Source organism: Amycolatopsis sp. NPDC049253, assembly GCF_040678995.1.
Lineage (GTDB): Bacteria > Actinomycetota > Actinomycetes > Mycobacteriales > Pseudonocardiaceae > Amycolatopsis.
In genome coordinates this window covers 18,890-39,489 of record NZ_JBFAQX010000043.1, presented here as the reverse complement: position 1 = coordinate 39,489, position 20,600 = coordinate 18,890, and the positions used below count along the sequence as shown (strand labels likewise).

Sequence of the window (20,600 nt, the reverse complement as noted above, 5' to 3'; positions counted from 1 at the left end):
CCGGTTGCCCGCTCGCCGGTGTGCGGCGAAAGTGATCATGGGATCAACCCCGGGGGAACGATGAGCGCCAACGCGTACGTCGCGGTTGTCCTTAACGAGGCAACGAGCGATTCGCCCACGTACGAACCGCTGTACCGCGAGGACTTCGTACTCGTGTACGCCGAGAGCGAAGAAGCCGCGCGCGAAGCCGTGGCCCGGCGCGTCGAAGGCGAAACGGGCAGCCACCGCAACGAGCAGGGCGAGCTGATCACGTTGCGCTGCAAGCAGGTGGTCGACGTCGCGCGCGCCCTCGAGGACGACCTCACGCGCGACGCCGACCTGTACGCCCGGCACTTTCGCGATTTCGCCGCCTATCGGCGATTCGAACCGCTGATGGCGGACTAGACCTCGGTCACGTGGCCGCTGACGGACATCGTCGGCAGGTAGACCAGGGCGTCGAAGGTCTGGACGACATCGACCTGGGTGAACATGTGGGCGTGACGCACGCTCGTCGGGCCCGCCACGCCCTTCACACGGTTGGCACGCAGGTCTACGAGGCAGGCGTCGGAGCCGGCGAGGGTCGCTTCGACGCTGTCGTCGGCCGGCGGCGGGAGTTCCTCGGTGTGGACGCGGAAGCCGAGGCGTTCGCTCTCGTCCGGGGTGAGGCCGCTGGTGGTCCCGGAGCCGGCGGTGACGCCCAGGGTGAAGTAGTCGTCGCCGAACTCCGCGGCCAGGTGCGTGCCGGCCGAGGGGAAGACCATGCCGGGCGCCGCGGCGAAGGGGACGCGCTGGAGGTGTCCGTTGTGGACCATCACGACGATCTTCGCGCCTTCGCCGTGTAACCGGCGAAGCAGCTTCACGGTCGACGCCATGTATGTGTCGCGCGAAGAACTCTGCATCGACGGCGCGACGCCCGCCATCATCGCCGCCAGTTCGCGCAGGTACATGTCGATGCGCAGGGCGCCGAGGGCGTGGTGCTCGGCGATGGCGTGGGCGTCCCGGTCGCGCCGCTGCGAGTAGACGGGTGCCAGCGATTCGAGGTGGGACAGGAGTGCGGTGAAGGCCGCCGTTGCGGCGTCGCGCGCGGGGGCGGCCATCGCCGCGTAACGGCCAGGGGCGACGGCGCTGCTGACGGACGCGTACGGCTCCGAAGCGGTGAGACCGGCCTCGACCAGCGAGACGACGTCGGGGGCGACGTCCTCGAGGTAGCGCTGCACGGCCTTCAGCGCGGGCACGGGTGAGCCGCCCGAGCTCGGGACGTCAAGGCCGGCGTAGCGGACGCCGCCGTGGCCGCGGAGCCAGGTGAGCATGTCGTGCGCCTCGGGTGAGTCGCCGAGCGAGAAGGTGAAGCCGTCTCGCCCGATTTCGGCGACGTCACCGGGAGCGCCGCGCAGCCAGCCGTCCACGAGCTCACCTTCGGCGAACCCCGACTCGAACCCGAGCACGGTGAAGCCACGTTCCTCCACGAGGTGGCGCAGCAGCCGGTTGCGGAGCTCGCCGAACTCGCGGATGTGGTGGTTGTTTTCCCCGATCGCGACGATGCGCGCGTCTCCGACCAGGTCGGCGATCGGCGAAACGTCTTCGGGCGAGAAGGGCGTGCGGAAGTCGAGGTCTGGCATACTGGGCACACTAACGCAACTGGAGTCGCACTTGGCAAGCGAATTGGCCGGAACCCGCCGACCGGGTGGGCGCACGGAGCGCACCCGCCTCGCCGTGCTGCAGGCGACGCTCGACCTGCTCGCGGAGCAGGGCTTCACGAACCTGACGGTGGACGCGGTCGCCGACCGGTCGGGCGTGCACAAGACCACGATCTACCGCCGCTGGGAGTCGACGGACGGGCTCGTGGCCGCCGCGCTGCGCCTGGGCACCGAACAACCGTGGACGGCGCCCGACACCGGTTCGCTGGCGGGCGACCTGGCGGAGACGCTGCTGGAACTCGTGCAGTACTTCACCGAGCCCGGCCTGCGCGAGCTGCCGACGGCGTCGGTGCTGGCGGCCTTCCACTCCCCGCGGGCGGCGGAGGCGCTGCACGGGTTCTACGAGGACCGCCACGGGCGCTCGGCCGTGATGGTCACCCGGGCGATCGCGCGAGGCGAGGTACCGGCCGGGACCGATGCGGCGGAAGTGGTGCGCGTGGCGAGCGGGCCGATCTTCTACCGGCTGTTCATCTCGCGCGAGCCGCTGACGGCGGCTGATGCACGGGTGGCCGCGGAGGCCGCTGCGGCGGCGGCGCGGGCTGGGGTGTTCGTGCGGGAATCGACGGGCGGAGGCGCAGCGCTGGAGGCTTGACCTCTCCCGGCGGACGCAGCTGCGGCGGTGCGGGCTGGGGTGTTCGTGCGTCACTCGGCGAGTGGAGCGCAGCACTGGAGGCTTGACCTCTCGCGGCGGAGGCGGGATCTCGTGCGGAAGTCGGCGGGAACTGCGGCTCGACCTCGGTGTCGCCGGTGAGTGGCGACGAGTTGTGGGGCGACCGGAGTGCGGGCCGGACGTGGACCCCGAGCTGTTCGAGGTACTGGACACGAAGCCGGCGTTCCTGTTCGTGCGGGCGTTGAAGTCCGGAGCCGGTGGGTGAAACCGCAGTTGCCGTTGAGGGGCGAAAGGGTCAGCCGCGAGGTGAGGTGCGGTAGCGGACTTCCTCGAGGGCGACCGTGCCGTTCGCGAGGGATTCGACCTTGGTGCGGCCGTCGAGGGTCCAGCCGGTGCGTTCGTAGAAGGTGCGGGCGCGGGTGTTGCCCGCGAGGACCCAGAGGGTGGCGGTGGAGAAGTCGGTGGCCAGGGCGGTGAGGGCGTGGGCGTGGAGGGCGCGGCCGTAGCCCTGGCTCCAGAACTCGGGCAGCAGGTAGATCGCGGCGAGTTCGCCGGTGTCCGGGGTGGCGTCGTCGTCGCGGCTGGGGCTGGAGGCGGCGAAGCCGGCGATGGTGCCGTCGGGGGTTTCGGCGACGAGGACGGTGTGGTGGGGCGCCGGGGAGGCCAGGCTTTCCGCCCAGAAGGCTTCGCGGCGGGACACCGAGAGGCCGGCGAGGAAGTCGGCCGGGAGGAGGCCCGAGTAGGCGGCCTGCCAGGAGCCGACGTGGACGCGGGCGATGCCGGGCGCATCCGCGACGACGGCGGGGCGGACGGTGGCAGCCGAACCCGGGACAGTCAGCGGGGCTGTGGCAGTCGCAGCGAAAGAGTCCGAGGCAGAGCTGGAGCCCGAGCCGGCCGAATGGCCTGAAGCAGGCACGGCGCCGGCCCCGCGATCAGCCAGACGGCCTGAAGCAGGCACAGCGCCGGAGCCGGAATCAGCCGGGCGGCCCGAAGGCTCCACAGCAGGCACAGAGCCCGAACGCGAAACTGAGCCAGAGTCGCCCGCAGCCGTCCGAGCCAAAGACACCGAGTGCTCCGAACCAGTCAACTCTTCTCCAGGTACTCCGCGCGTTCCATGTCCACCACATCGGACACCATCTGGGCCAGGCCAGGGTACGAAGAGAGCGTCGGGTCGCGCAGCACGATTTCCTGGGACTGGGCGCGCGCCTCGGTGATCACGTCTTCGTCGCGCAGGAGCGAGAGCAGTTTCAGGCCCGAGCGTTTCCCGGACTGGGCCGCGCCGAGGATGTCGCCCTCGCGGCGGAGTTCGAGGTCCAGGCGGGAGAGTTCGAAGCCGTCGGTGGTGGACTCGACGGCGGCGAGGCGTTCGCGGGTGGAGGTGCCGTCCAGGGTCTCCGTCACCAGCAGGCACAGGCCCGGCACGCTGCCCCGGCCGACGCGGCCGCGCAGCTGGTGCAGCTGGCTCACGCCGAAGCGGTCGGCGTCGAGGATGACCATGGCGGTGGCGTTGGGGACGTTCACGCCGACCTCGACGACGGTGGTCGCCACGAGGACGTCGATCTGGCCGGCGCCGAAGGCCTGCATCACGGCGTCCTTCTCGTCCGCGGGCATGCGGCCGTGCAGTGCCGCAACGCGAAGGCCCTTCAACGGCCCGCCGGCCAGCTCCGGCGCCACGTCCAGCACGGCGAGCGGCGGTCGCTTGTCGCTCTTGTCCGACGGGGGCTCGTCGCCGATACGCGGACACACGACGTACGCCTGGTGCCCCTTCGAGACCTCCTCGCGCACGCGCTCCCACGCCCGGTCGAGCCACGCGGGCTTCTCCGCCACCGGCACCACGCTCGTCTTGATCGGCGAGCGCCCGACGGGCATCTCGCGCAGCGCGGACGTCTCCAGGTCGCCGTAGACGGTCATCGCGACCGTGCGCGGGATCGGCGTCGCGGTCATCACCAGCACGTGCGGCGACGTGGAGTCCGAACCGCGCGAACGCAGGGCGTCGCGCTGCTCCACGCCGAAGCGGTGCTGCTCGTCGACCACGACGAACCCGAGGTCGGCGAACTGCACGGTGTCCTGGATCAGCGCGTGCGTGCCGACGACGATGCCCGCCTCGCCGCTCACCGTCTCCAGCAGCGACTTCTTGCGTTCCTTCGCGCCCATCGAGCCGGTGAGCAACGTCACACGCGTGGCCTTCTCCGCGGCCCCCAGCTCCCCCGCCATGCCGAGCTCGCCGAGCATCTCCCGCAGCGAACGCGCGTGCTGCGCCGCCAGCACCTCCGTGGGCGCGAGCATCGCCGACTGCCGCCCCGAGTCGACGATCTGCAGCATCGCCCGCAGCGCGACCACGGTCTTGCCCGAACCCACCTCGCCCTGCAACAAGCGGTTCATCGGGTGCTCGGTCGCCAGGTCCGCCGCGATCTCGTCGCCGATCGCGCGCTGGCCGGCGGTGAGGTCGAACGGCAGGCGCTTGTCGAACGCGTCGAGCAGCCCGCCGTCGGTGTGCGGGCTGGCCTTGGCCGGGCGCGACACCGCGGAATGGCGCCGCTGCGCGAAAATCAGCTGCACGGCCATCGCCTCGTCCCACTTGAGACGGTGGCGCGAGGTCTCCAGGTGCGCCCAGTCCTCGGGCCGGTGGATGCCGCGCAACGCCCGTTCGAGACCGGGCAGCCCGTGCTGCTTCAGCACGTCGGCGGGCATCGGATCGGCGTCGACCTCCAGCACGTCGAGGACCTGGCGCACGCACTTCGCGATCGACCACGTCGGCATGCCCTGCGCCGCCGGGTAGACGGGGATGATCTCGGCCAGGAAGTTGTCGACGGCCTCGGCTTCGCGTTCGGCGTCGAGCAGCTCGTACTCCGGGTTGGCCAGCTGCAGGGTGTCGCGAAACGCCGTGACCTTGCCCGCGAACAGGCCGGTCTTGCCCGGCGCCAGTTCCTTCTCGCGCCACGCCTGGTTGAAGAACGCGCAGGCCAGCCGGCGTTTCCCGTCGGTGATGACCATGTCGAGGATCGTGCCGTTGCGCGACTTCATCCGCCGCTTGCTGATCTTCTCGATCCGCGCCAGCACGGTCGCGTGTTCGCCCAGCTCCAGGCCGGCGATATCGGTGAGCTCGCCGCGCTCGGCGTAGCGGCGCGGGTAGTGGCGCAGCAGGTCGGAGACGGTCTCGATGTCGAGCGCACCCGACAGCGCTTTGGCCGTCTTCGCGCCCAGCAGCAGCGGCAGCTTTTCGCGCAGCCCGGCCATTTCTATTCGACCCCCATCAGCAGCACGGCTCCGGCCTGGCCACTGGCATAACTCGTCAACTCCACTTCGGGGTGCTCCAGCCGCAGCTGCTCGGCGAGCTCCGCGGTCACGCCCGGCGGGGCGGCGGCCCCGCTCAGCACGGTGACCAGCTCGCCGCCGAGCGTCAGCATCCGGTTGAGCACGCTCATCGCGGTCGCGACGAGGTTCGTCTCCGAGGCCGGCGCCGGTTCGATCAGCACCACCTCGTCGTCGACCAGGCCGATCACGTCGCCGGACTGGGCCCGGCCCACCCAGGTTAGCGACTCCTCGCCCGCGATCCGCACCTCGCCACGCCTGGTCGCCGCGGCGGCCTCGGCCATGGCGACGACGTCGTCGTTCACGCGCCGGCGCTCGTCGTGCACGGCGAGGGCGGCCAGCACCTGCACCGGCGACGTGCAGGGGATCACCACGACGTCGCGGTCGCCCGCCATCGCGTGGCCCGCCGCCGCGTCGGCCGCGGCCGTGAGGTCGAGCCCGCCCGGCAGCACCGTCACGTGCCGGCCCGCGGCCTCGTTGAACAGCCCGATCATGTCCTCGACGCCGGGTTTCCCGCCGTCCGGCACGGCCAGCACGGCCACGCCCTCGGCCCGCAGCAGCTCGGCCAGCCCCGCGCCGTGGACCACGGCCACGACCGACCGGTCCAGCCCGCCACCCGGCTCGATCGGCGTCGGCGTGACCAGCGGTTCGACGCGGATGCAGCGCGGGCGGCCCAGCTCCAGTCCCGCCTCGATGGCCGCGCCGATGTCGGCGCAGTGGACGTGCACGGCGTGGCTGCCCGACCCGTCGCCGGCCACCGTGACGCTGTCGCCGAAGCCGCTCAGCTCCTTGCGCAACGCCGGCAACCGCGCTTCCTCGACGCCGTCCAGCAGGTACATGACCTCCCACGCGTACGGCGCGGGCTCAGCGGCCGCAGGGGCTCCGACGGTGGTCGTGAGCTCGTGCTCGGGCTCGGTGGCGGTGCCGCTGATCACGCCGGCCAGCGCGTCGAGCACGGCGACGAGCCCGCGCCCGCCAGCGTCGACGACCCCCGCTTTCGCGAGGGCCGGCAGCTGCTTGGGCGTCTCCTCCAACGCGGCCGCGGCGGTCGCGGCGACGGTGGCCGCGACCTCGGCCAGCGGACGGGCGTCCCCGTGCACCGCCGCGGCCACGGAGTGCAGGACGGTCAGCATCGTCCCGGCGACGGGCCGGCTCACCGCGCCCGTCGCGATCCGGTCGGCGTGCGCCAGCGCGGCCGCGAGACCGGCGCCGTCGAGGTCGCCGCCGTCGGCCGTCCAGTCGGCGATCCCGCGCACGACCTGGGAGATGATCACGCCGGAGTTGCCGCGCGCGGCGGCCACGGCGCCCTTGGCCAGCACGGTCAGCGCCTCGGCCACGTCGGACGGCTCCACCGCGGCCAACGCGTCGCGCGCGCCGGTCATGGTGTGCAGGAGGTTCGAACCCGTGTCGGAGTCCGCGACGGGGTACACGTTGATGCCGTTGATCGCCGGGCGCAGCACCTCCAGGCTGTGCACGCACGCCGCCGACCAGGCCGACACCGCCACCACGTCCAGCACCCGCACCCCGTAACCTCCTCGCTGGTTCCCGCGAGCGTATCGACCCCGCGGCGACCCGCCCGAGACGAGTAGTTACTATGGACGAGTTGCCCAGCTGGTCTGGGCGCCATTCTTTGTCCCATATCCAGAGGAGTTCGACGTGGCTGCCGTGTGCGACGTCTGTGGCAAGGGACCCGGCTTCGGCAAGTCGGTCTCGCACTCCCACCGGCGTACCAACCGCCGGTGGAACCCGAACATCCAGACTGTGCACGCCAAGATCGGCGTGTCCCAGCACAAGCGCCTCAACGTGTGCACCTCGTGCATCAAGGCGGGCAAGGTCGTCCGCGGTTGAGGTTGCCGGTGCTCGCATAGAGCGCCTGGAACCACGAAATGGCGAGTGCTCGGTGAGCACTCGCCATTTTTGTCACCTCAGGAAGTCGGTCAGCACCGCGCGCACTGATTCGGGCGCGTTCAGCACACCGTGGTCCTGCCCGGGAATCGACTCGTAACGGGCGTGCGGCACGGTCTCGGCGACGGCCCGAGCCGCTTCGCCCATCCACGCTTCCCCGGCGCCGCCCGACAGCACGAGCACGGGGACGGCGATGGCGGCCAGACGGTCCACGGGCAACCGCGCGCCGGGACCGGTCACGGCGATGTCGTAGGGCAGCGTGTGCGCGTAGCCGGTGAACCAGTCCCACACGGGCTGGGTCTTCATCGCGGCCACGCCCTCGGCCGGCACCGCGACGCCTTCGGTCAGGAAGAGCTCCACGGCGCCGTCGCGATCGTCCGCGGCGATCAACGCGCCGAGCCGGTCCGCGAGGTCCTCACCAGGGCGTGGCCGCTGACCGTCCACGATGAACGGCGGCTCGTACACGGCCAGCTTCGTGATCGGCAGCCCCCGCGCCGCCGCTTCGAGGGCCAGGATCGCGCCCGAAGAGTGGCCGAACACGGCCGCCGCGCCCCCGACCGCGTCGATCACGGCCGACAGATCGTCGAGCTCGCGCTCCACCGAGTACACGGGCCCGTCCCCGCTCTCACCACGGCCTCGCCGATCAACGGCAACACCCTGGAACCCGGCCTCGGCCAGCACGGCGGCAAGCGCGGCCACGGTCGTCCGGTCGTTCACGGCGCCACCGACGAGCAGCACCGGCGACCCCGTGCCGTAGATGTCGAACGCGATCGGCGTGCCGTCGGCGGAAGTGACGGTGGTGGTCATGGCTGTCCTCCTGGGTGTCGTTCTCACCTTGGAGGTCGAAGCCGCCGGCCGCGACCGGACCGGCTCAGGGAAGTTTCCACTCCACCGGCGCCGCGCCCTGGTCGGCCAGCAGCTGGTTCGCGCGGCTGAACGGCCGCGAGCCGAAGAAGCCGTTGTGGGCCGAAAGTGGGCTCGGGTGCGCCGACTCGATGCACGGGATGTCACCCAGCATCGGCCGCAGGTTGCGGGCGTTGCGACCCCAGAGGATCGCCACCATCGGCTCGTCGCGGGCCGCGAGCGCCTTGATCGCCTGCTCGGTCACCTGTTCCCAGCCCTTGCCCTGGTGGGAGTTCGGCTTGCCGGGCTGCACCGTGAGCGCGCGGTTGAGCAGCAGGATGCCCTGGTCGGCCCACGGCGTCAGGTCGCCGTTGGTCGGCAACGGGTGCCCGAGGTCCTCGGCGTACTCCTTGTAGATGTTGACGAGGCTCTTCGGCAGCGGCCGCACTTCGGGCGCCACCGAGAAGCTCAGGCCGACCGCGTGGCCCGGCGTCGGATACGGGTCCTGACCGACGATCAGCACCCGCACGTCGTGGAACGGCTGCTTGAACGCCCGCAGCACGTGCTCACCCGCCGGCAGGTACGTGCGGCCCGCCGCGATCTCCGCGCGGAGGAACTCCCCCATCGCGCTGACCTGCGGGGCCACGGGCTCGAGGGCCTGCGCCCAGCCGGCTTCGACGATCTCGTGCAGCGGTCGTGCGGTCACGGCCCGCGAGCCTAGCGCGGTGCGAGCGGCGTCACCGTGGCGGGTCGAGCCGCCGCAGCTCTTCACGGAACCGCGCCCCGCGGCGCACGTACGAGTCGACCACCGTGGCGATCTGTTCGGCGGAGAACGACTTGTTCGGCCGCACCTTCGCCGGCACACCGAGCGCGATCTCGCCCGGGCCCACGTGCGAGTTGTACGACAGCACCGCGCCCGCCCCGACCATCCCGCCGTCCTCGATCACGGTTCCGTTCAGCACCACCGAACCCGACGCGATGAGGCAGCCGGTGCCGATCACCGCGCCCTCGACGTGCACGGCGTGGCCGATGGCCGACGACGGCCCGAGGATCGTCGGGTGCTTCTTGGTGCAGTGCAGGACGCAGCCGTCCTGCACGTTGGACCGTTCGCCGATCTCGATGTAGCCGTGGTCGCCGCGCAGCACCGTCTGCGGCCACACCGAAGCGCGCGGGCCGATGCGCACGTCGCCGATCACAGTGGCGTCGGGGTGGACGTAGGCGTCGGGGTGGATCGAGGGTTCGAGGTCGCCGAGCGCGTAGATCGCCAAAGCCGTCTCCCGTTGGTCACACGAGGTTCTTGCCGAAACACCGGTTGTCCGGCTCGTCCTTGTACACGCCGAAACCCGGGATCTCCCAGTAGCCCGACGAACGGTAGAGGGCGATCGCCTCCGGCTGTTCGGTACCCGTCTCCAGCACGGCCCGCAGCCGCCCCGCCGCGATCGCGGTACGTTCCAGCTCCGCCAGCATCGCGCGCGCGAAACCCTTGCCCCGCGCGGATTCCACGACGTACATCCGCTTCAGCTCCACGTCGCCGGGGCCGAACGCGGGCGCCGGCCCGTCGTGCGCGCGCCACGCGCCGGACGCCACGGGCACGTCGTCGAGGTAGCCGACGAGGAACAGTCCGCGCGGGGGCGCGAACTGCGAAGGGTCCATCGGCGTCGAGTCTTCGCTGCCGTAGCGGCGCACGTACTCGAGCTGCACTTCCGCCATCAGCTTGGTCGCGTCGGGGTGGTCGTAGGCGACCGCTCGGATCTCCACGGGCGACAGCCTAGTGCCGCTGCCAGTGCTCCCAGCCGCCTTCGTGGCCGTACTCCTTGCCGTCCACCGTCACCCCGGATCCGGGCATGGTCACGGCGCCGATCTTGCGCCAGCCCTCGGGCAGCTCGTCGAACGGCGGGAACGTGGCCGCGAGCGCGTGGTCCTCGCCGCCGGTGAGCACCCAGCGCAGCGGATCGGCGCCGAGCGCGCTGCCGACTTCCTGCAGCCGCGTGGAGATCTCGAGGTCCCCGGTGTGCACGTCGAGCCCGACGTCCGACGCCGCGGCGATGTGCCCCAGGTCGGCGAGCAGCCCGTCGGAGATGTCGATCATCGAAGTCGCGCCGGCCAGCGCGGCCTGCGGCCCGGCCGGGTACGGCGGTTCCGGGCAGCGCTGCGCGTTCACGACCCCGACCGGCGACCGGAACCCTCGCCGCAGCACGGCCAATCCCGCCGCCGCCCAGCCGAGCCGCCCGCAGACGGCGAGGACGTCGCCGGGCCGGGCGCCGGAGCGCGTCACGGGTTCGCGGTCTTCGAGGTCACCGAGCGCGGTGACACTGATCACGATCTGGTCGGCGCTCACCATGTCGCCGCCGGACACCCCGACGCCGCCGCGGGTCGCCTCGGCCCACATGCCGTTCATGATCTCCGTCACGACCTGGGCGGGAGTGTCCGGTGGACACGCGAAGCCCACGAGCACCGTGGTCGGTTTCGCGCCCATGGCCGCGACATCCGACAGGTTCACCGCCACGGCCTTGCGCCCCACCTGCTCGGGACTCGACCAGTCGAGGCGGAAGTGCACGCCCTGGACCAGCACGTCCGTGGTCGCCACCACGCGGCCGTCGGGCGCGGCCACCACGGCCGCGTCGTCGCCGGGGCCGAGCAGCGTGGCCGCCGGCTGGCGACGCCCGTTGGTGACCGCCTGGATCAGCGCGAACTCGCCCGTCCCGGCCACCGAGCCATCGTCCGGTGACACCGGTCACCTCCTGTTTCTCTCCGTGTGCGAAGCCTCGACCACCGACAGTCGGATCCCCTAGGTTTTTCCCGGGGCTGGCGATACCTTGCCTACACCGTTCCTACCTCGACTCCATCGCTACCGACGAAAGGGCACGCCGTGGTCCACGCATACATCCTCATCCAGACCGAGGTCGGCAAGGCGGCCGCGGTGGCGGCGGAGATCTCCGGGGTGCCCGGCGTCACCAGCTCGGAGGATGTCACCGGTCCCTACGACGTGATCGTGCGCGCGACCGCGGACACCGTGGACCAGCTGGGCCAGCTCGTGGTCGCCAAGGTGCAGAACGTGGAAGGCATCACGCGGACCCTGACCTGCCCGGTGGTCCACCTCTGAGACATGGTGCACTTCGGGGGTGGCAGATTCCGACACCGGCGCACCCCCGCGGGTGGTCCTCGTGGTCGCGGCCGTGCTCGTGGTCGCGCTGGCCGTGGTGGTCGCCGTCTTCGCGGTGACGAAGAAATCGGCGCTCAGCGGCGAGGGCGTCGCGAGTGGACCGCTCCCCCTCGTCGCCGTTCCCGCCCCTCAGGCGACCACGCAGGCGTGCACGACGATCGTCGACGCACTGCCCGCGACCTTGAAGTCCAACGGCCAGGACCTCGCCCGGCGCACGCTCGCCCAGCCCGCGCCGAAGGCCACCGTCGCCTGGGGTGACGGCGACGCAATCGTGCTGCGGTGCGGGCTCGACCGGCCGCCGGAGCTCACCCCCACCGCGCAGCTGCGCGTGGTCAACGGCGTGCAGTGGCTGCAGGTGACCGAAGACGCCGCGGCCACCTGGTACGTGGTGGACCGCGACGTCTACATCGCGTTGACCGTCCCGGACTCGGCCGGAACCGGTCCGCTGCAGACGGTGTCGGACACCGTCAACGCGAAGCTGCCGGTCAAACCTCTGAAGTTCTGACCGTCCGGGCGGCGATCGCCTCCAGCGAGTCGCCCGTGGTGCGTGGCCCCAGAACGGCGACGTCGACGATCAGCACCACCATCGCGACCGCCACCACGGTGAACATCCTGGTTGCGCCCTGTGCCTGCAGGATCGGCAGCAGGATGAACGGCATCGCCGCGGTGGCCAGGCGCGAAAGCGCGTAGGCCGAACCGGCGGCGGTGCCGCGCAGCGACGTCGGGAACAGCTCGCCCTGGTAGGTGTGGAACGCGTTGGAGAACACGTTGCTGGCGGCGGTGTAGCAGAAGCCGAACACCGCGATCGCCACACCGGCCGTCGAGTAGCCGAACGCGAGGCCGAACACGGCCATCGCCGCGGCGCTCGCGACGATCAGCCACTTGCGCTCGATCCTCTCGATGATCGGGATCGACAGCGCAGAACCGATCGGGTAGCCGAGGAACGTCAGCGCGCTGAACGTCAGCGAGTTCACGAGGCTGAACCCCTTGGCGGCCAGCACGATCGGCACGAGCGAGCCGAAGCCGTAGTAGCCGAACGCCTGCAGCAGCTGGAAGATGTAGAGCATCGAGGTGCGCCGCGCCCACGGTTTGCGCAGGAGCGCGGAGAAGCGCACGGGTTCGGGCGCGGGCGGTTCGGGCGCGGGTTCCGGGAGCGGTTGCGGTGCGGCGGCTTCGAGCTTGCGCACGATCTCGTCGGCTTCCGCCTCTCGCCCGCGAGCGGCGAGCCAGCGGGGTGATTCGGGCAGCGTGAACCGCAGGCCCCAGACGACGGCCGCGCCGAGCGCGCCGATCACGAACAGCCAGCGCCAGCCGTCGACGCCGAGCGGCGCATGGCCGGCCAGCGCGCGGGCGAGGAAGCCGGCGGCGGGCACGCCGCAGAAGCCGAGCGTGTACGCCCACGCGGTGGCGCGGCCGCGGGCGCGCGCGGGCAGCAGGTCGGCGAGGTAGGCGTCGGCGACGGGGAGTTCCGCGCCGATGCCGATGCCGGCGATGAAGCGGCAGACCACGAGCATCCAGACGTCGGTGCTGAACGCGCCGAGCAGCGTGAAGACCGAGTACAGGCCGAGCGTCAGCAGGAAGGCGCGGCGCCGGCCGAGCTGGTCGGCGAGCTTGCCGAGGCAGACGGCCCCCACGAACGCCCCGACGAACGCCGACGCGAGCACGTACTTCAGCGCGTCGGCCGTGACGCCGAACTCGTGCGTGAGCACGGTGCTGATCGTGGACGCGAGGAAGAGGTCGTAGAGGTCGAAGAACGTCGCCACCCCCACCACGGCGACGAAGTACCGGTGCCGGCGAGTGACCGGGAGCCGGTCGAGCCGGGATGCGATCTGCACGCAATGCCTCCTGCCCTGGCCTGGGCGTGCCACGCGCGGGTCACGTCGGCGTCACCCGGTGCCACCGGATGATCACTGTAGTGGGTGACGTCGTTCGCCGGTTCAGCGGTTGTGGTGCAGTCCTTTTCGGCAGCCGTTCATGATTTCGAAACAATGGAAACACCAAGTTGTTCCGGGCGACATCATCGGGAAATGCCGCGCCGGTGAAATTCTCCGTGATATCAGGCCGGGAATGTCAGGAGGTTTCTTTTCTTCACCGTTTCCACTTCCGCTCGACCCTGATCACCGCAGCTCCGGGTCGACCGTTTCTCGTTGTGCCCCTTGGTCTTTCGACCCGCGGTGCGCCGAGTGGACCTGTCGCGCGCCGAATTCCGCCTCGGAAAGGAATCACCAGTGCCGCCGATAACCGTGATTTTCGTCGTCTCGGGACTCGCCGTTTGGTTGAACGGCTTGGCATTTCTCGGGATCGGCGCCAAACCCGTCGAGGACGGCCCCAATCCGCTTACCACGGTCGGCTGGGTGACGCTGCTCGCCGGCGTCGTGGACCTCCTGCAGGCCGCCGTGATCATCGCGACGGCACCGCCTGCGACGGGCATCCCATTGGCCGGAATCGTCACGTTCTACGGCACCTTCTTCACCACGCTGGGGGTGACTCTCGTGCGAGGCCTGGACCTCCGGCCGGTCGGCAACCTGGCCGTGGCGGTGGCCGTGGTGCCGCTGTTGTGGTGGAAGTTCTTCGACGGCAGCTGGATGCTGCACTCGATCCTCGTGGTGTGGCTGGTCGCGTTCCTCGCGGTGGCGGCCACGACCTACGGCAAGCTGCCCGGCAAGGTGCTCGGCGGGATCCTGACCGTCACGTCGCTCTACACGTTCCTGACGCCGGCGGCGCTGCTCGCACTGGGTAAGTCGATCCCCTGATCAAGCGCACGCACAGGGTCACCCAGGTGGGTGACCCTGTGTCGTGTCAGCGAAGGCCGGTACCGCGGGCGATGGCGGTTTCGATGAGGGTCGACAGGAGCGTGCTGTAGTCGACGCCCGTGACCTCCCACATCTTCGGGTAGGCGGACTTCGTGGTGAAGCCGGGCATGGTGTTGACCTCGTTGATGACGAGGTCGCCGGCGTCGGTGACGAAGAAGTCGACGCGGGCCAGGCCCTGGCAGTCGAGCGCGCGGAAGGCCTCGACGGCCATGGCGCGCAGGCGGTCGGTGAGGGCGTCGTCGAGCTTGGCCGGGATGTCCAGCTCGGCGTCTTCGCCGAGGTACTTGGTCTCGAAGTCGTACCAGGCGTCCTCGCCCTCGGCGAGCACGCGGATCTCCGCCGGCAGCGACGCTTCCACGCGGCCGTCGGGGAACTCCAGCACGCCGCACTCGACCTCACGCCCGACGACGGCGGCCTCCACGAGCACCTTCGGGTCGGTGCGGCGGGCCAGCTCGATGGCGGCGTCCACATCGGACCAGTCGGTGACGCGTGAGATGCCCACGGACGAGCCCGCGCGCGAGGGCTTCACGAAAACGGGCAGCCCCAAGCGTTCCCGGTCACGCTGGGCCAAAGTGGACTGTCCACGGCGGAGCGCCGCGTACGTGCCCACCGGCAGCCCCTCCGCGGCGAGGAGCTTCTTCGCGTACTCCTTGTCCATGGCGGCGGCGCTGGCCAGCACGCCCGGGCCGACGTAGGGGATGTCGGCCATTTCGAGCAGGCCCTGGATGGTGCCGTCCTCGCCGAACGCGCCGTGCAGCACCGGGAAGACCACGTCGACGGTGCCGAGCACCTCGGTCGCCTGCCCGGGGTCGACCGTGCGCAGCTCGCGGCTGGTCGGGTCGCCCGCCAGCACGAGCGCGCGGCCGGACTCCACGGTCGGCAGCTCGCGGCCCTGGATGCTCAGCTCCTTCGGGTCGCCGGTGCCGAGCACCCAGCCACCCTGCGGGGTGATGCCCACGGGGAGCACCTCGTAGCGCTCCGGATCCAGGTTCGCGATCACGCTGCCCGCCGACAGGCACGAGATGGTGTGCTCGCTGCTGCGCCCGCCGAACACGACCGCCACGCGGATCTTCTCAGCACTCATGGTCGCTCACCGTACCGGGTGACCACGGCGAACGGCGCGCACCCGGCGTTGCGACGACTCCCCGGGCCCGTCCACGGGCGGGGGTGGCGGGCGCGGGCCGGGCATGATCGAGTGCTCGGCCGACGCTGGGGTGCGTCCGGTTGCAGGCGCAGCCGGGTCGTGACGGAGGCCTCGTGAGCGGTTGCCCGAGTGGACTGGTCGCGCTGCACATGAGTCACCGTGGGACCGCTCGCGCTCGACGCCGCTCACTGCCGCGAGTCGGCGGGCCTCGGCCGCGGCCGCATGGTGCGGCCAGGGCCGGCGGCACCATGGCACCGCAACGCGGAGCGCACGGCCCGCGCCGTCGGCGGCGGGCGCCGGGGTTTGCGCCGTAGCCGAGTGACTACGGCGCCGCTGGACCATTCGCGCCAGCACGCCGCTCATCGCCAGAAGCGAAGCAGCGCCACCGTTGCGACCAGCGAAGCAAACCCCGCCGCCAGCGGCGACGTAGCCTCGCGAGCGCGCCCCGCAGCACCGAGCTGACGGCCAAGGCGCCACTGGACCGGTCGCAGTACGCCGCTCGTCGGCGCAGTCGGAGATGCCTCGGACCTCGCAGCGACCGAAGTTGACCCGTCGGTGGCCATGCCCCCACGACCGCCTCGCGAGAGAAGCCCGCGGCAGTGAGCATGAAACCTGAGGTACTCCTGGACCACTCACGCAGCACGCCGCTCATCGCCAGAGGCGAAGCAGCGCCACGAGAGCCCCGCAAGAGCGGCCCGCGGCACCAAGCGCGACGACCAAGGTGCCACCAGACCACACGCGCAGTGCGGCAGCCGCCGTGGAAAGCGGCCGGCGCGACCGGTCAGCGAAGCAAACCCACCAAAGCCGGCAGGGCGCTCACCAACGCCTCCCGCGAGCAGCCCGCGTACCCGAGCGCCACGCCGTGCACCGTCGGCGTCCCGGCGAAGTGGCGCGCCAGCCCGTCGAGGCGGATGCCCTGGCGGTCGGCTTCGGCCAGGCAGCGGGTTTCCTGCGCGGCGGACGCAAAGGGGACGACGAGGTGGGCGCCGGCGTCGTCGCCGAGGATGGGGATGGCGGCGGAGGTGAGGGCGTCGGACAGGAGAGAACGGCGTTCGGCGAGTTCGCGGCGGAGTTTGCGCAGGTGGCGGCCCAGGTCGCCGTGGCGGGCGAGCTCCACCAGCACGCGCTGGCCGGCCGGCGAGGGGCGGGTGCCGGTGAGGTCGCGGTAGGCGAGCACGGCCTCGGTGACCGAGGCGGGCGCGACGAGCCAGCCGGCGCCGAGCGTGGGCGTGAGGATCTTGCTCGTCGTTCCCAGGTGGACGACGACGTCGGGCGCGAGGGCGGCCAGCATGGGCAGCGGGGCGACGTCGAAGCGCAGCTCGCCGTCGTAGTCGTCCTCGATGACGAGCATGCCGTCGGCGCGGGCGCGTTCCACGAGCTCCACGCGGCGTGCCGCGCTCATGCGGCTGCCCATCGGGTACTGGTGCGCCGGCGAACAATAAACCGCCCGCGCGCCGGCGGGGATGGCGTCGGGACGGAGGCCCTCCTGGTCGACGGGCACGCCCACCACCGTCAGCCCGGCCGAGCGGAACGCCTGCACGGCCCGCTGGTAACCCGGTTCCTCGAACGCCACCACCGCGCCGCGGCGCAGCACCGCGGCGGCCAGCTCCACGACGGCGGCCGTGGTCCCACCCGTCGCCAGGACCGAGCCGGCGGCCAGACCGCGGTGCCGCAACAGGTGTTCCGAAACGGCCGCGCGGTACTCGGGCAGGCCGGCGCGGTGGGCGCGGACCAGCGGCTCCGGGTCGGCCGCCGCCCGCCAGGCGCGGCGCCAGGCCGCGCGGTCCAGACCGGCCGCCCACGGCGTGCCCGGCGTCAGATCCAGCACGGGCGCCGTGTCGGGTTCCGGCGCGAGCGGTCCCGCCGGGGACACCGACGCGGCCGCGCGCGTCGGCGGTGTCGTCACGTAGGTGCCGGAGCCGTGGCGGCCGGCGATCCAGCCTTCGGCGTGCAGCTGCTCGTACGCGGCCGAGGTCACCGTCCGCGAAACCCCGAGCCGTTCGGCCAGCGCGCGCGTGGACGGCAGCCGGTCGCCACCGCGCAGGTGCCCGCTCGCGGCGGCCTCGCGCAGGGCGTCGGCCAGCTGCACGGCCAGTGGGGTGCTCGCCTCGCGGTCGAGGCTCACCGGTAGCGCGGTGTCGGCGTACGACAACGAATCCTCCCGAGCGAGAATCGAGAAAGTGGACTTCCCAAGTGTAGAAGAAGTGGCCGTTCAACACGTCCACTCACCCGCGCGACACTGCGGACATGACCAGCCTCTCGCCGACCCCCCGCACGACCCTCGGCCGCAAGAAGAACCGCGCGGCCACCGACCGCGCGACGCTGCACGCCGTGCTCGACGAGGCCCTGATCTGCCACCTCGGCCTCGTCCGCGACGGCACGCCGCTCGTGCTGCCCACCGGCTACGGCCGCGACGGCGACACGCTCTACCTGCATGGTTCCACGGGCGCGGCCAGTCTGCGCACCGCGGCGCAGGACCTGGACGTCTGCGTCACCGTCACGCTGCTCGACGGCATCGTCTACGCCCGCTCGGTCAACAACCACTCCATGAACTACCGCAGCGCCGTCATCCTCGGCCGCGCGCGCCTCATCACCGACCGCGACGAGAAGCTCCACGCCCTGCGCGTGCTCACCGACCACCTCTCCCCCGGCTCCTGGGACCACGCGCGTGGCGTGAACGCGAAGGAGTTCGCCGCGGTCTCCGTCCTCGCGCTCGACCTCGCCGAAGCCTCGGTGAAGCTGCGCGCCGAAGGCCCCGGCGACGAGCCGGAAGACGTGAGCGCCAACGAAGCCTGGGCCGGTGTCCTCCCGGTGAAAACCGTCTTCGGCGAGCCCGAACCGTCGGCCGATCTGCCCGCCGGCTGGAGCGTTCCCGACCACGTCGCCGGCCGCGTCACCCGGCCAGCGGCAGCCGCACGCTGAACACGGTCCGGCCCGGCCGGCTCGCGACCTCCACCGTGCCGCCGTGTTCCACCACCAGCGAGTGCACCACGGACAGGCCCAGACCGGTGCCACCCGCCGACCGCGTACGCGAGTTGTCGACGCGGAAGAACCGGTCGAAGATCCGCTGCTGATCCTCCGGCGCGATCCCCGGCCCGGCGTCCTCCACCTGGATCACCGCACGGGAATCCGCCACCGACACCGACAACCACACCAAAGTCCCCGAAGGAGTGTGCACGGCCGCGTTCGCCAGCAGGTTGTCGAAAATCTGCCGCAGCCGCACGGGATCCGCGTCGACGAAAACCCCCGCAGCACCCAGCGAAACCTTTAGCGGATGCGACGGCCGCCCCGCCCGGAACGCATCCGCGGCGGCCTCGGCGACCGGGACGACGTCCACGCGTTCGGGCCGCACCGGCGGCTCCGCGTCGTGGGCGTCGAGGCGCGCGAGCAGCAGCAGATCGTCGACGAGCACGCTCATCCGGGCCGTCTCCTCGCGGATCTTCGCCAGGTGCGCCTCGCGTTCCTCGGGTTCGTTCGCCGCCGCGTACCGGAAAAGGTCGGCGTAGCCCCGGATCGATGTCAACGGCGTACGCAGCTCGTGCGACGCGTCGGCCACGAACCGGCGAAGGCGTTCGTTGGCGGCCGTGCGAGCGGCGAGCGACGACTCGATGTGCGTGAGCATCACGTTGAACGCCGTCCGCAGCTCCGCCACCTCCGCGCCACCGCCCTCGCCCGTGGCGCGCACCGGCAGGTTCGCGGTTCCCGTGAGGTCGTGCGACGCGATGTCGTGCGCCGTGCCCGCCATGTCCGACAACGGTTGCAGGCCGCGGCGCAGCACGAGCCGTCCCACCACGACGAGGATCGCCAGCGCGATGAGGAACGCGATCACCTCGGCCAGCACCAGCTGCCGCACCGTGTTGTCCAGGTCCGCCTGCGGCGCAGCGCTCAGCAACACGGTTCCGCTGCCGGCCGAATCCGTCGCGACCGGGCACGCCCGCACGCGATACGGCCCGTCACCGTGGAGGTAGACCGTGCGGAACACGTCTCCACCAGTCGCGTCGGAAGCGACGTCGGCGAGCGGGGTGATGTCCGTCGGCAGGTTGCTGCCGGGCTGCGGGGTCGCCACCCCGCGGTCGACCTCGAACACCGCCGAGAACCACGAGTAGACGGCTTCCGGGTTGCCGTGGGAGCTGCGCAGCCCGGGCACCTGCGCGACCTGGCTCGTCCTGAGCTGTTCGTCGAGGCGGCGGTCGAGGTAGCCGTGCATGAACCCGACGGTGACGGTCCCCACGATCGCGAACACCACCAGCGCCAGCGCGCCGAGCCCGAACGCCAGCCGGGTGCCGAGCCGCGACGCGCGCCACGCGGCATACCAGCGGCGAACCCAGCGTCGCAGCCGCTTCACCGGCCCGCCCGCACGACGTAGCCGACGCCGCGCACGGTGTGGATCAGCGGTTCGGCGCCGTCGTCGAGCTTGCGGCGCAGGTGCGAGATCACCAGCTCGACCACATTGGACCGGCCGCCGAAGTCGTACTCCCACACGTGGTCGAGGATCTGCGCCTTCGTGAGCACGGACGGCGAACGGCGCATGAGGTACCGCAGGAGCTCGTACTCGGTCGGCGTCAGCTCGGCCGGCCGATCGCCGCGACGGACCTCGCGGGTGTCCTCGTCGAGTGTCAGGTCCGCCACGCGCAACACCGCGGGCCGCGGCGCCTGCGGCAGAGAGATGCTCCGGCGAAGCACCGCCCGCAGCCGCGCCATCAGCTCCTCGACGGAGAACGGCTTCACGAGGTAGTCGTCGCCGCCTCGCGTGAGGCCGGCGATGCGGTCGGCCGTCGCGTCCTTCGCCGTCAGGAAGACCACGGGCACGGCGTTGCCGTGTTCGCGCAGGCGGTCGAGCACGGTGAAGCCGTCGAGGTCGGGCAGCATCAGGTCGAGCACCACGATGTCGGGCCCGAACTCCGCCGCGCGGCTGAGCGCGGCCGCGCCCGAGCCCGCGGTCACGGCCTGCCAACCCTCGTAGCGGGCGACGGTCGCGACGAGATCGGCGATGTGCGGTTCGTCGTCGACGACGAGCAGCCGCACCGGGTTCGGGTTCTCCACCCCACCATCCTCCGTGACCACCGCGCGGGCGCGCGAGCGGAGCGCCCGGCCGACAGCCAGTCGACAGGTTCCGCCCAGATCCGCCACAGGT

General features: G+C 71.5%; 21 protein-coding genes. 7 read left to right on the top strand and 14 right to left on the bottom strand.

The features are described 5' to 3' along the window. Positions 1-60: 60 nt before the first annotated feature. The gene (locus AB0K15_RS44760; protein WP_364066598.1) at positions 61-384 is read left to right on the top strand and encodes a DUF4288 domain-containing protein; all 324 of its coding nucleotides are present in this window, start codon (positions 61-63) and stop codon (positions 382-384) included. On the opposite strand, the gene AB0K15_RS44755 is transcribed toward AB0K15_RS44760, so the two are convergent. Next, positions 381-1,598 (bottom strand): erythromycin esterase family protein, encoded by a 1,218-nt coding sequence (locus AB0K15_RS44755; protein ID WP_364066595.1) that lies wholly within the window; start codon positions 1,596-1,598, stop codon positions 381-383. The two genes, AB0K15_RS44760 and AB0K15_RS44755, sit on opposite strands and share 4 nt — an antisense overlap. Positions 1,599-1,629: 31 nt before the next feature. On the opposite strand from AB0K15_RS44755, the gene AB0K15_RS44750 reads away from it, so the two are divergent. Beyond that, complete coding sequence (locus AB0K15_RS44750) at positions 1,630-2,268, top strand: TetR/AcrR family transcriptional regulator (protein ID WP_364066592.1); 639 nt, start codon at positions 1,630-1,632, stop codon at positions 2,266-2,268. Between the two features lie 313 nt (positions 2,269-2,581). Here AB0K15_RS44750 and AB0K15_RS44745 read toward each other — a convergent pair whose 3' ends face one another. The 3 genes from AB0K15_RS44745 to AB0K15_RS44735 form a co-directional block, all read right to left on the bottom strand. Further along, positions 2,582-3,202 carry a GNAT family N-acetyltransferase gene (locus AB0K15_RS44745; RefSeq protein ID WP_364066589.1) on the bottom strand — a complete coding sequence of 207 codons (621 nt, stop codon included), beginning with the start codon at positions 3,200-3,202 and terminating at the stop codon, positions 2,582-2,584. A 167-nt stretch (positions 3,203-3,369) separates the two neighbouring features. Further along, on the bottom strand, positions 3,370-5,523 hold the full coding sequence (gene recG, locus AB0K15_RS44740) for an ATP-dependent DNA helicase RecG (RefSeq protein ID WP_364066586.1): 2,154 nt from the start codon (positions 5,521-5,523) through the stop codon (positions 3,370-3,372). Positions 5,524-5,525: 2 nt separating this feature from the next. Beyond that, complete coding sequence (locus tag AB0K15_RS44735) at positions 5,526-7,121, bottom strand: DAK2 domain-containing protein (RefSeq protein ID WP_364066583.1); 1,596 nt, start codon at positions 7,119-7,121, stop codon at positions 5,526-5,528. Positions 7,122-7,254: 133 nt separating this feature from the next. Here AB0K15_RS44735 and rpmB point away from each other — a divergent pair, with 133 nt between their 5' ends. Beyond that, the gene (rpmB, locus tag AB0K15_RS44730; RefSeq protein ID WP_364066580.1) at positions 7,255-7,446 is read left to right on the top strand and encodes a 50S ribosomal protein L28; all 192 of its coding nucleotides are present in this window, start codon (positions 7,255-7,257) and stop codon (positions 7,444-7,446) included. A gap of 72 nt (positions 7,447-7,518) precedes the next feature. Here the strand turns inward: rpmB and AB0K15_RS44725 are convergent, their stop codons facing one another. From AB0K15_RS44725 to AB0K15_RS44705, 5 genes are all read right to left on the bottom strand, one after another. Beyond that, the gene (locus AB0K15_RS44725; RefSeq protein WP_364066577.1) at positions 7,519-8,310 is read right to left on the bottom strand and encodes an alpha/beta hydrolase; all 792 of its coding nucleotides are present in this window, start codon (positions 8,308-8,310) and stop codon (positions 7,519-7,521) included. Positions 8,311-8,374: 64 nt separating this feature from the next. After that, complete coding sequence (locus tag AB0K15_RS44720) at positions 8,375-9,052, bottom strand: uracil-DNA glycosylase (protein ID WP_364066574.1); 678 nt, start codon at positions 9,050-9,052, stop codon at positions 8,375-8,377. Between the two features lie 31 nt (positions 9,053-9,083). Continuing rightward, positions 9,084-9,614, bottom strand: coding sequence for a gamma carbonic anhydrase family protein (locus AB0K15_RS44715; protein ID WP_364066571.1), 531 nt, complete (start codon positions 9,612-9,614; stop codon positions 9,084-9,086). Positions 9,615-9,630: 16 nt separating this feature from the next. Beyond that, positions 9,631-10,104, bottom strand: a complete 474-nt coding sequence (locus tag AB0K15_RS44710) for a GNAT family N-acetyltransferase (protein ID WP_364066568.1) — start codon at positions 10,102-10,104, stop codon at positions 9,631-9,633. Between the two features lie 10 nt (positions 10,105-10,114). Further along, entirely contained in the window at positions 10,115-11,077 is a 963-nt protein-coding gene (locus AB0K15_RS44705; protein ID WP_364066565.1) for a thiamine-phosphate kinase, read from the bottom strand. Between the two features lie 138 nt (positions 11,078-11,215). Here AB0K15_RS44705 and AB0K15_RS44700 point away from each other — a divergent pair, with 138 nt between their 5' ends. Together AB0K15_RS44700 and AB0K15_RS44695 are read left to right on the top strand one after the other, a co-directional pair. Continuing rightward, entirely contained in the window at positions 11,216-11,449 is a 234-nt protein-coding gene (locus AB0K15_RS44700) for an Lrp/AsnC ligand binding domain-containing protein (protein WP_285969653.1), read from the top strand. 19 nt (positions 11,450-11,468) lie between these two features. Continuing rightward, positions 11,469-12,014 carry a DUF3515 domain-containing protein gene (locus AB0K15_RS44695; RefSeq protein WP_364066561.1) on the top strand — a complete coding sequence of 182 codons (546 nt, stop codon included), beginning with the start codon at positions 11,469-11,471 and terminating at the stop codon, positions 12,012-12,014. Here AB0K15_RS44695 and AB0K15_RS44690 read toward each other — a convergent pair. Continuing rightward, a complete protein-coding gene (locus tag AB0K15_RS44690; RefSeq protein ID WP_364066558.1) occupies positions 11,995-13,344 on the bottom strand; it encodes an MFS transporter in 1,350 nt (449 codons plus the stop codon). The two genes, AB0K15_RS44695 and AB0K15_RS44690, sit on opposite strands and share 20 nt — an antisense overlap. A 450-nt stretch (positions 13,345-13,794) precedes the next feature. Here AB0K15_RS44690 and AB0K15_RS44685 point away from each other — a divergent pair, with 450 nt between their 5' ends. Beyond that, on the top strand, positions 13,795-14,262 hold the full coding sequence (locus AB0K15_RS44685; protein WP_364066555.1) for a hypothetical protein: 468 nt from the start codon (positions 13,795-13,797) through the stop codon (positions 14,260-14,262). Positions 14,263-14,308: 46 nt separating this feature from the next. Here the strand turns inward: AB0K15_RS44685 and AB0K15_RS44680 are convergent, their stop codons facing one another. Both AB0K15_RS44680 and AB0K15_RS44675 read right to left on the bottom strand, forming a co-directional pair. After that, complete coding sequence (locus AB0K15_RS44680; protein WP_364066552.1) at positions 14,309-15,406, bottom strand: D-alanine--D-alanine ligase family protein; 1,098 nt, start codon at positions 15,404-15,406, stop codon at positions 14,309-14,311. A gap of 841 nt (positions 15,407-16,247) precedes the next feature. After that, positions 16,248-17,618: a PLP-dependent aminotransferase family protein gene (locus AB0K15_RS44675; RefSeq protein ID WP_364066549.1), complete on the bottom strand. Its 1,371-nt coding sequence runs from the start codon at positions 17,616-17,618 to the stop codon at positions 16,248-16,250. Positions 17,619-17,713: 95 nt separating this feature from the next. On the opposite strand from AB0K15_RS44675, the gene AB0K15_RS44670 reads away from it, so the two are divergent. After that, positions 17,714-18,388, top strand: coding sequence for a pyridoxamine 5'-phosphate oxidase family protein (locus AB0K15_RS44670; protein WP_364066546.1), 675 nt, complete (start codon positions 17,714-17,716; stop codon positions 18,386-18,388). On the opposite strand, the gene AB0K15_RS44665 is transcribed toward AB0K15_RS44670, so the two are convergent. Further along, positions 18,360-19,802, bottom strand: a complete 1,443-nt coding sequence (locus tag AB0K15_RS44665; protein ID WP_364066645.1) for a HAMP domain-containing sensor histidine kinase — start codon at positions 19,800-19,802, stop codon at positions 18,360-18,362. The genes AB0K15_RS44670 and AB0K15_RS44665 overlap by 29 nt on opposite strands. A 5-nt stretch (positions 19,803-19,807) precedes the next feature. Next, positions 19,808-20,509 carry a response regulator transcription factor gene (locus AB0K15_RS44660; RefSeq protein ID WP_364066543.1) on the bottom strand — a complete coding sequence of 234 codons (702 nt, stop codon included), beginning with the start codon at positions 20,507-20,509 and terminating at the stop codon, positions 19,808-19,810. Between the last annotated feature and the right edge of the window lie 91 nt (positions 20,510-20,600).

Excerpts from the sequence above, each read along its gene's own strand:
- AB0K15_RS44760 (WP_364066598.1), top strand. The coding sequence starts at position 61 with ATGAGCGCCAACGCGTACGTCGCGGTTGTCCTTAACGAGGCAACGAGC.
- AB0K15_RS44755 (WP_364066595.1), bottom strand. The coding sequence starts at position 1,598 with ATGCCAGACCTCGACTTCCGCACGCCCTTCTCGCCCGAAGACGTTTCG.
- recG (WP_364066586.1), bottom strand. The coding sequence starts at position 5,523 with ATGGCCGGGCTGCGCGAAAAGCTGCCGCTGCTGCTGGGCGCGAAGACG.
- AB0K15_RS44725 (WP_364066577.1), bottom strand. The coding sequence starts at position 8,310 with ATGACCACCACCGTCACTTCCGCCGACGGCACGCCGATCGCGTTCGAC.
- AB0K15_RS44680 (WP_364066552.1), bottom strand. The coding sequence starts at position 15,406 with ATGAGTGCTGAGAAGATCCGCGTGGCGGTCGTGTTCGGCGGGCGCAGC.
- AB0K15_RS44670 (WP_364066546.1), top strand. The coding sequence starts at position 17,714 with ATGACCAGCCTCTCGCCGACCCCCCGCACGACCCTCGGCCGCAAGAAG.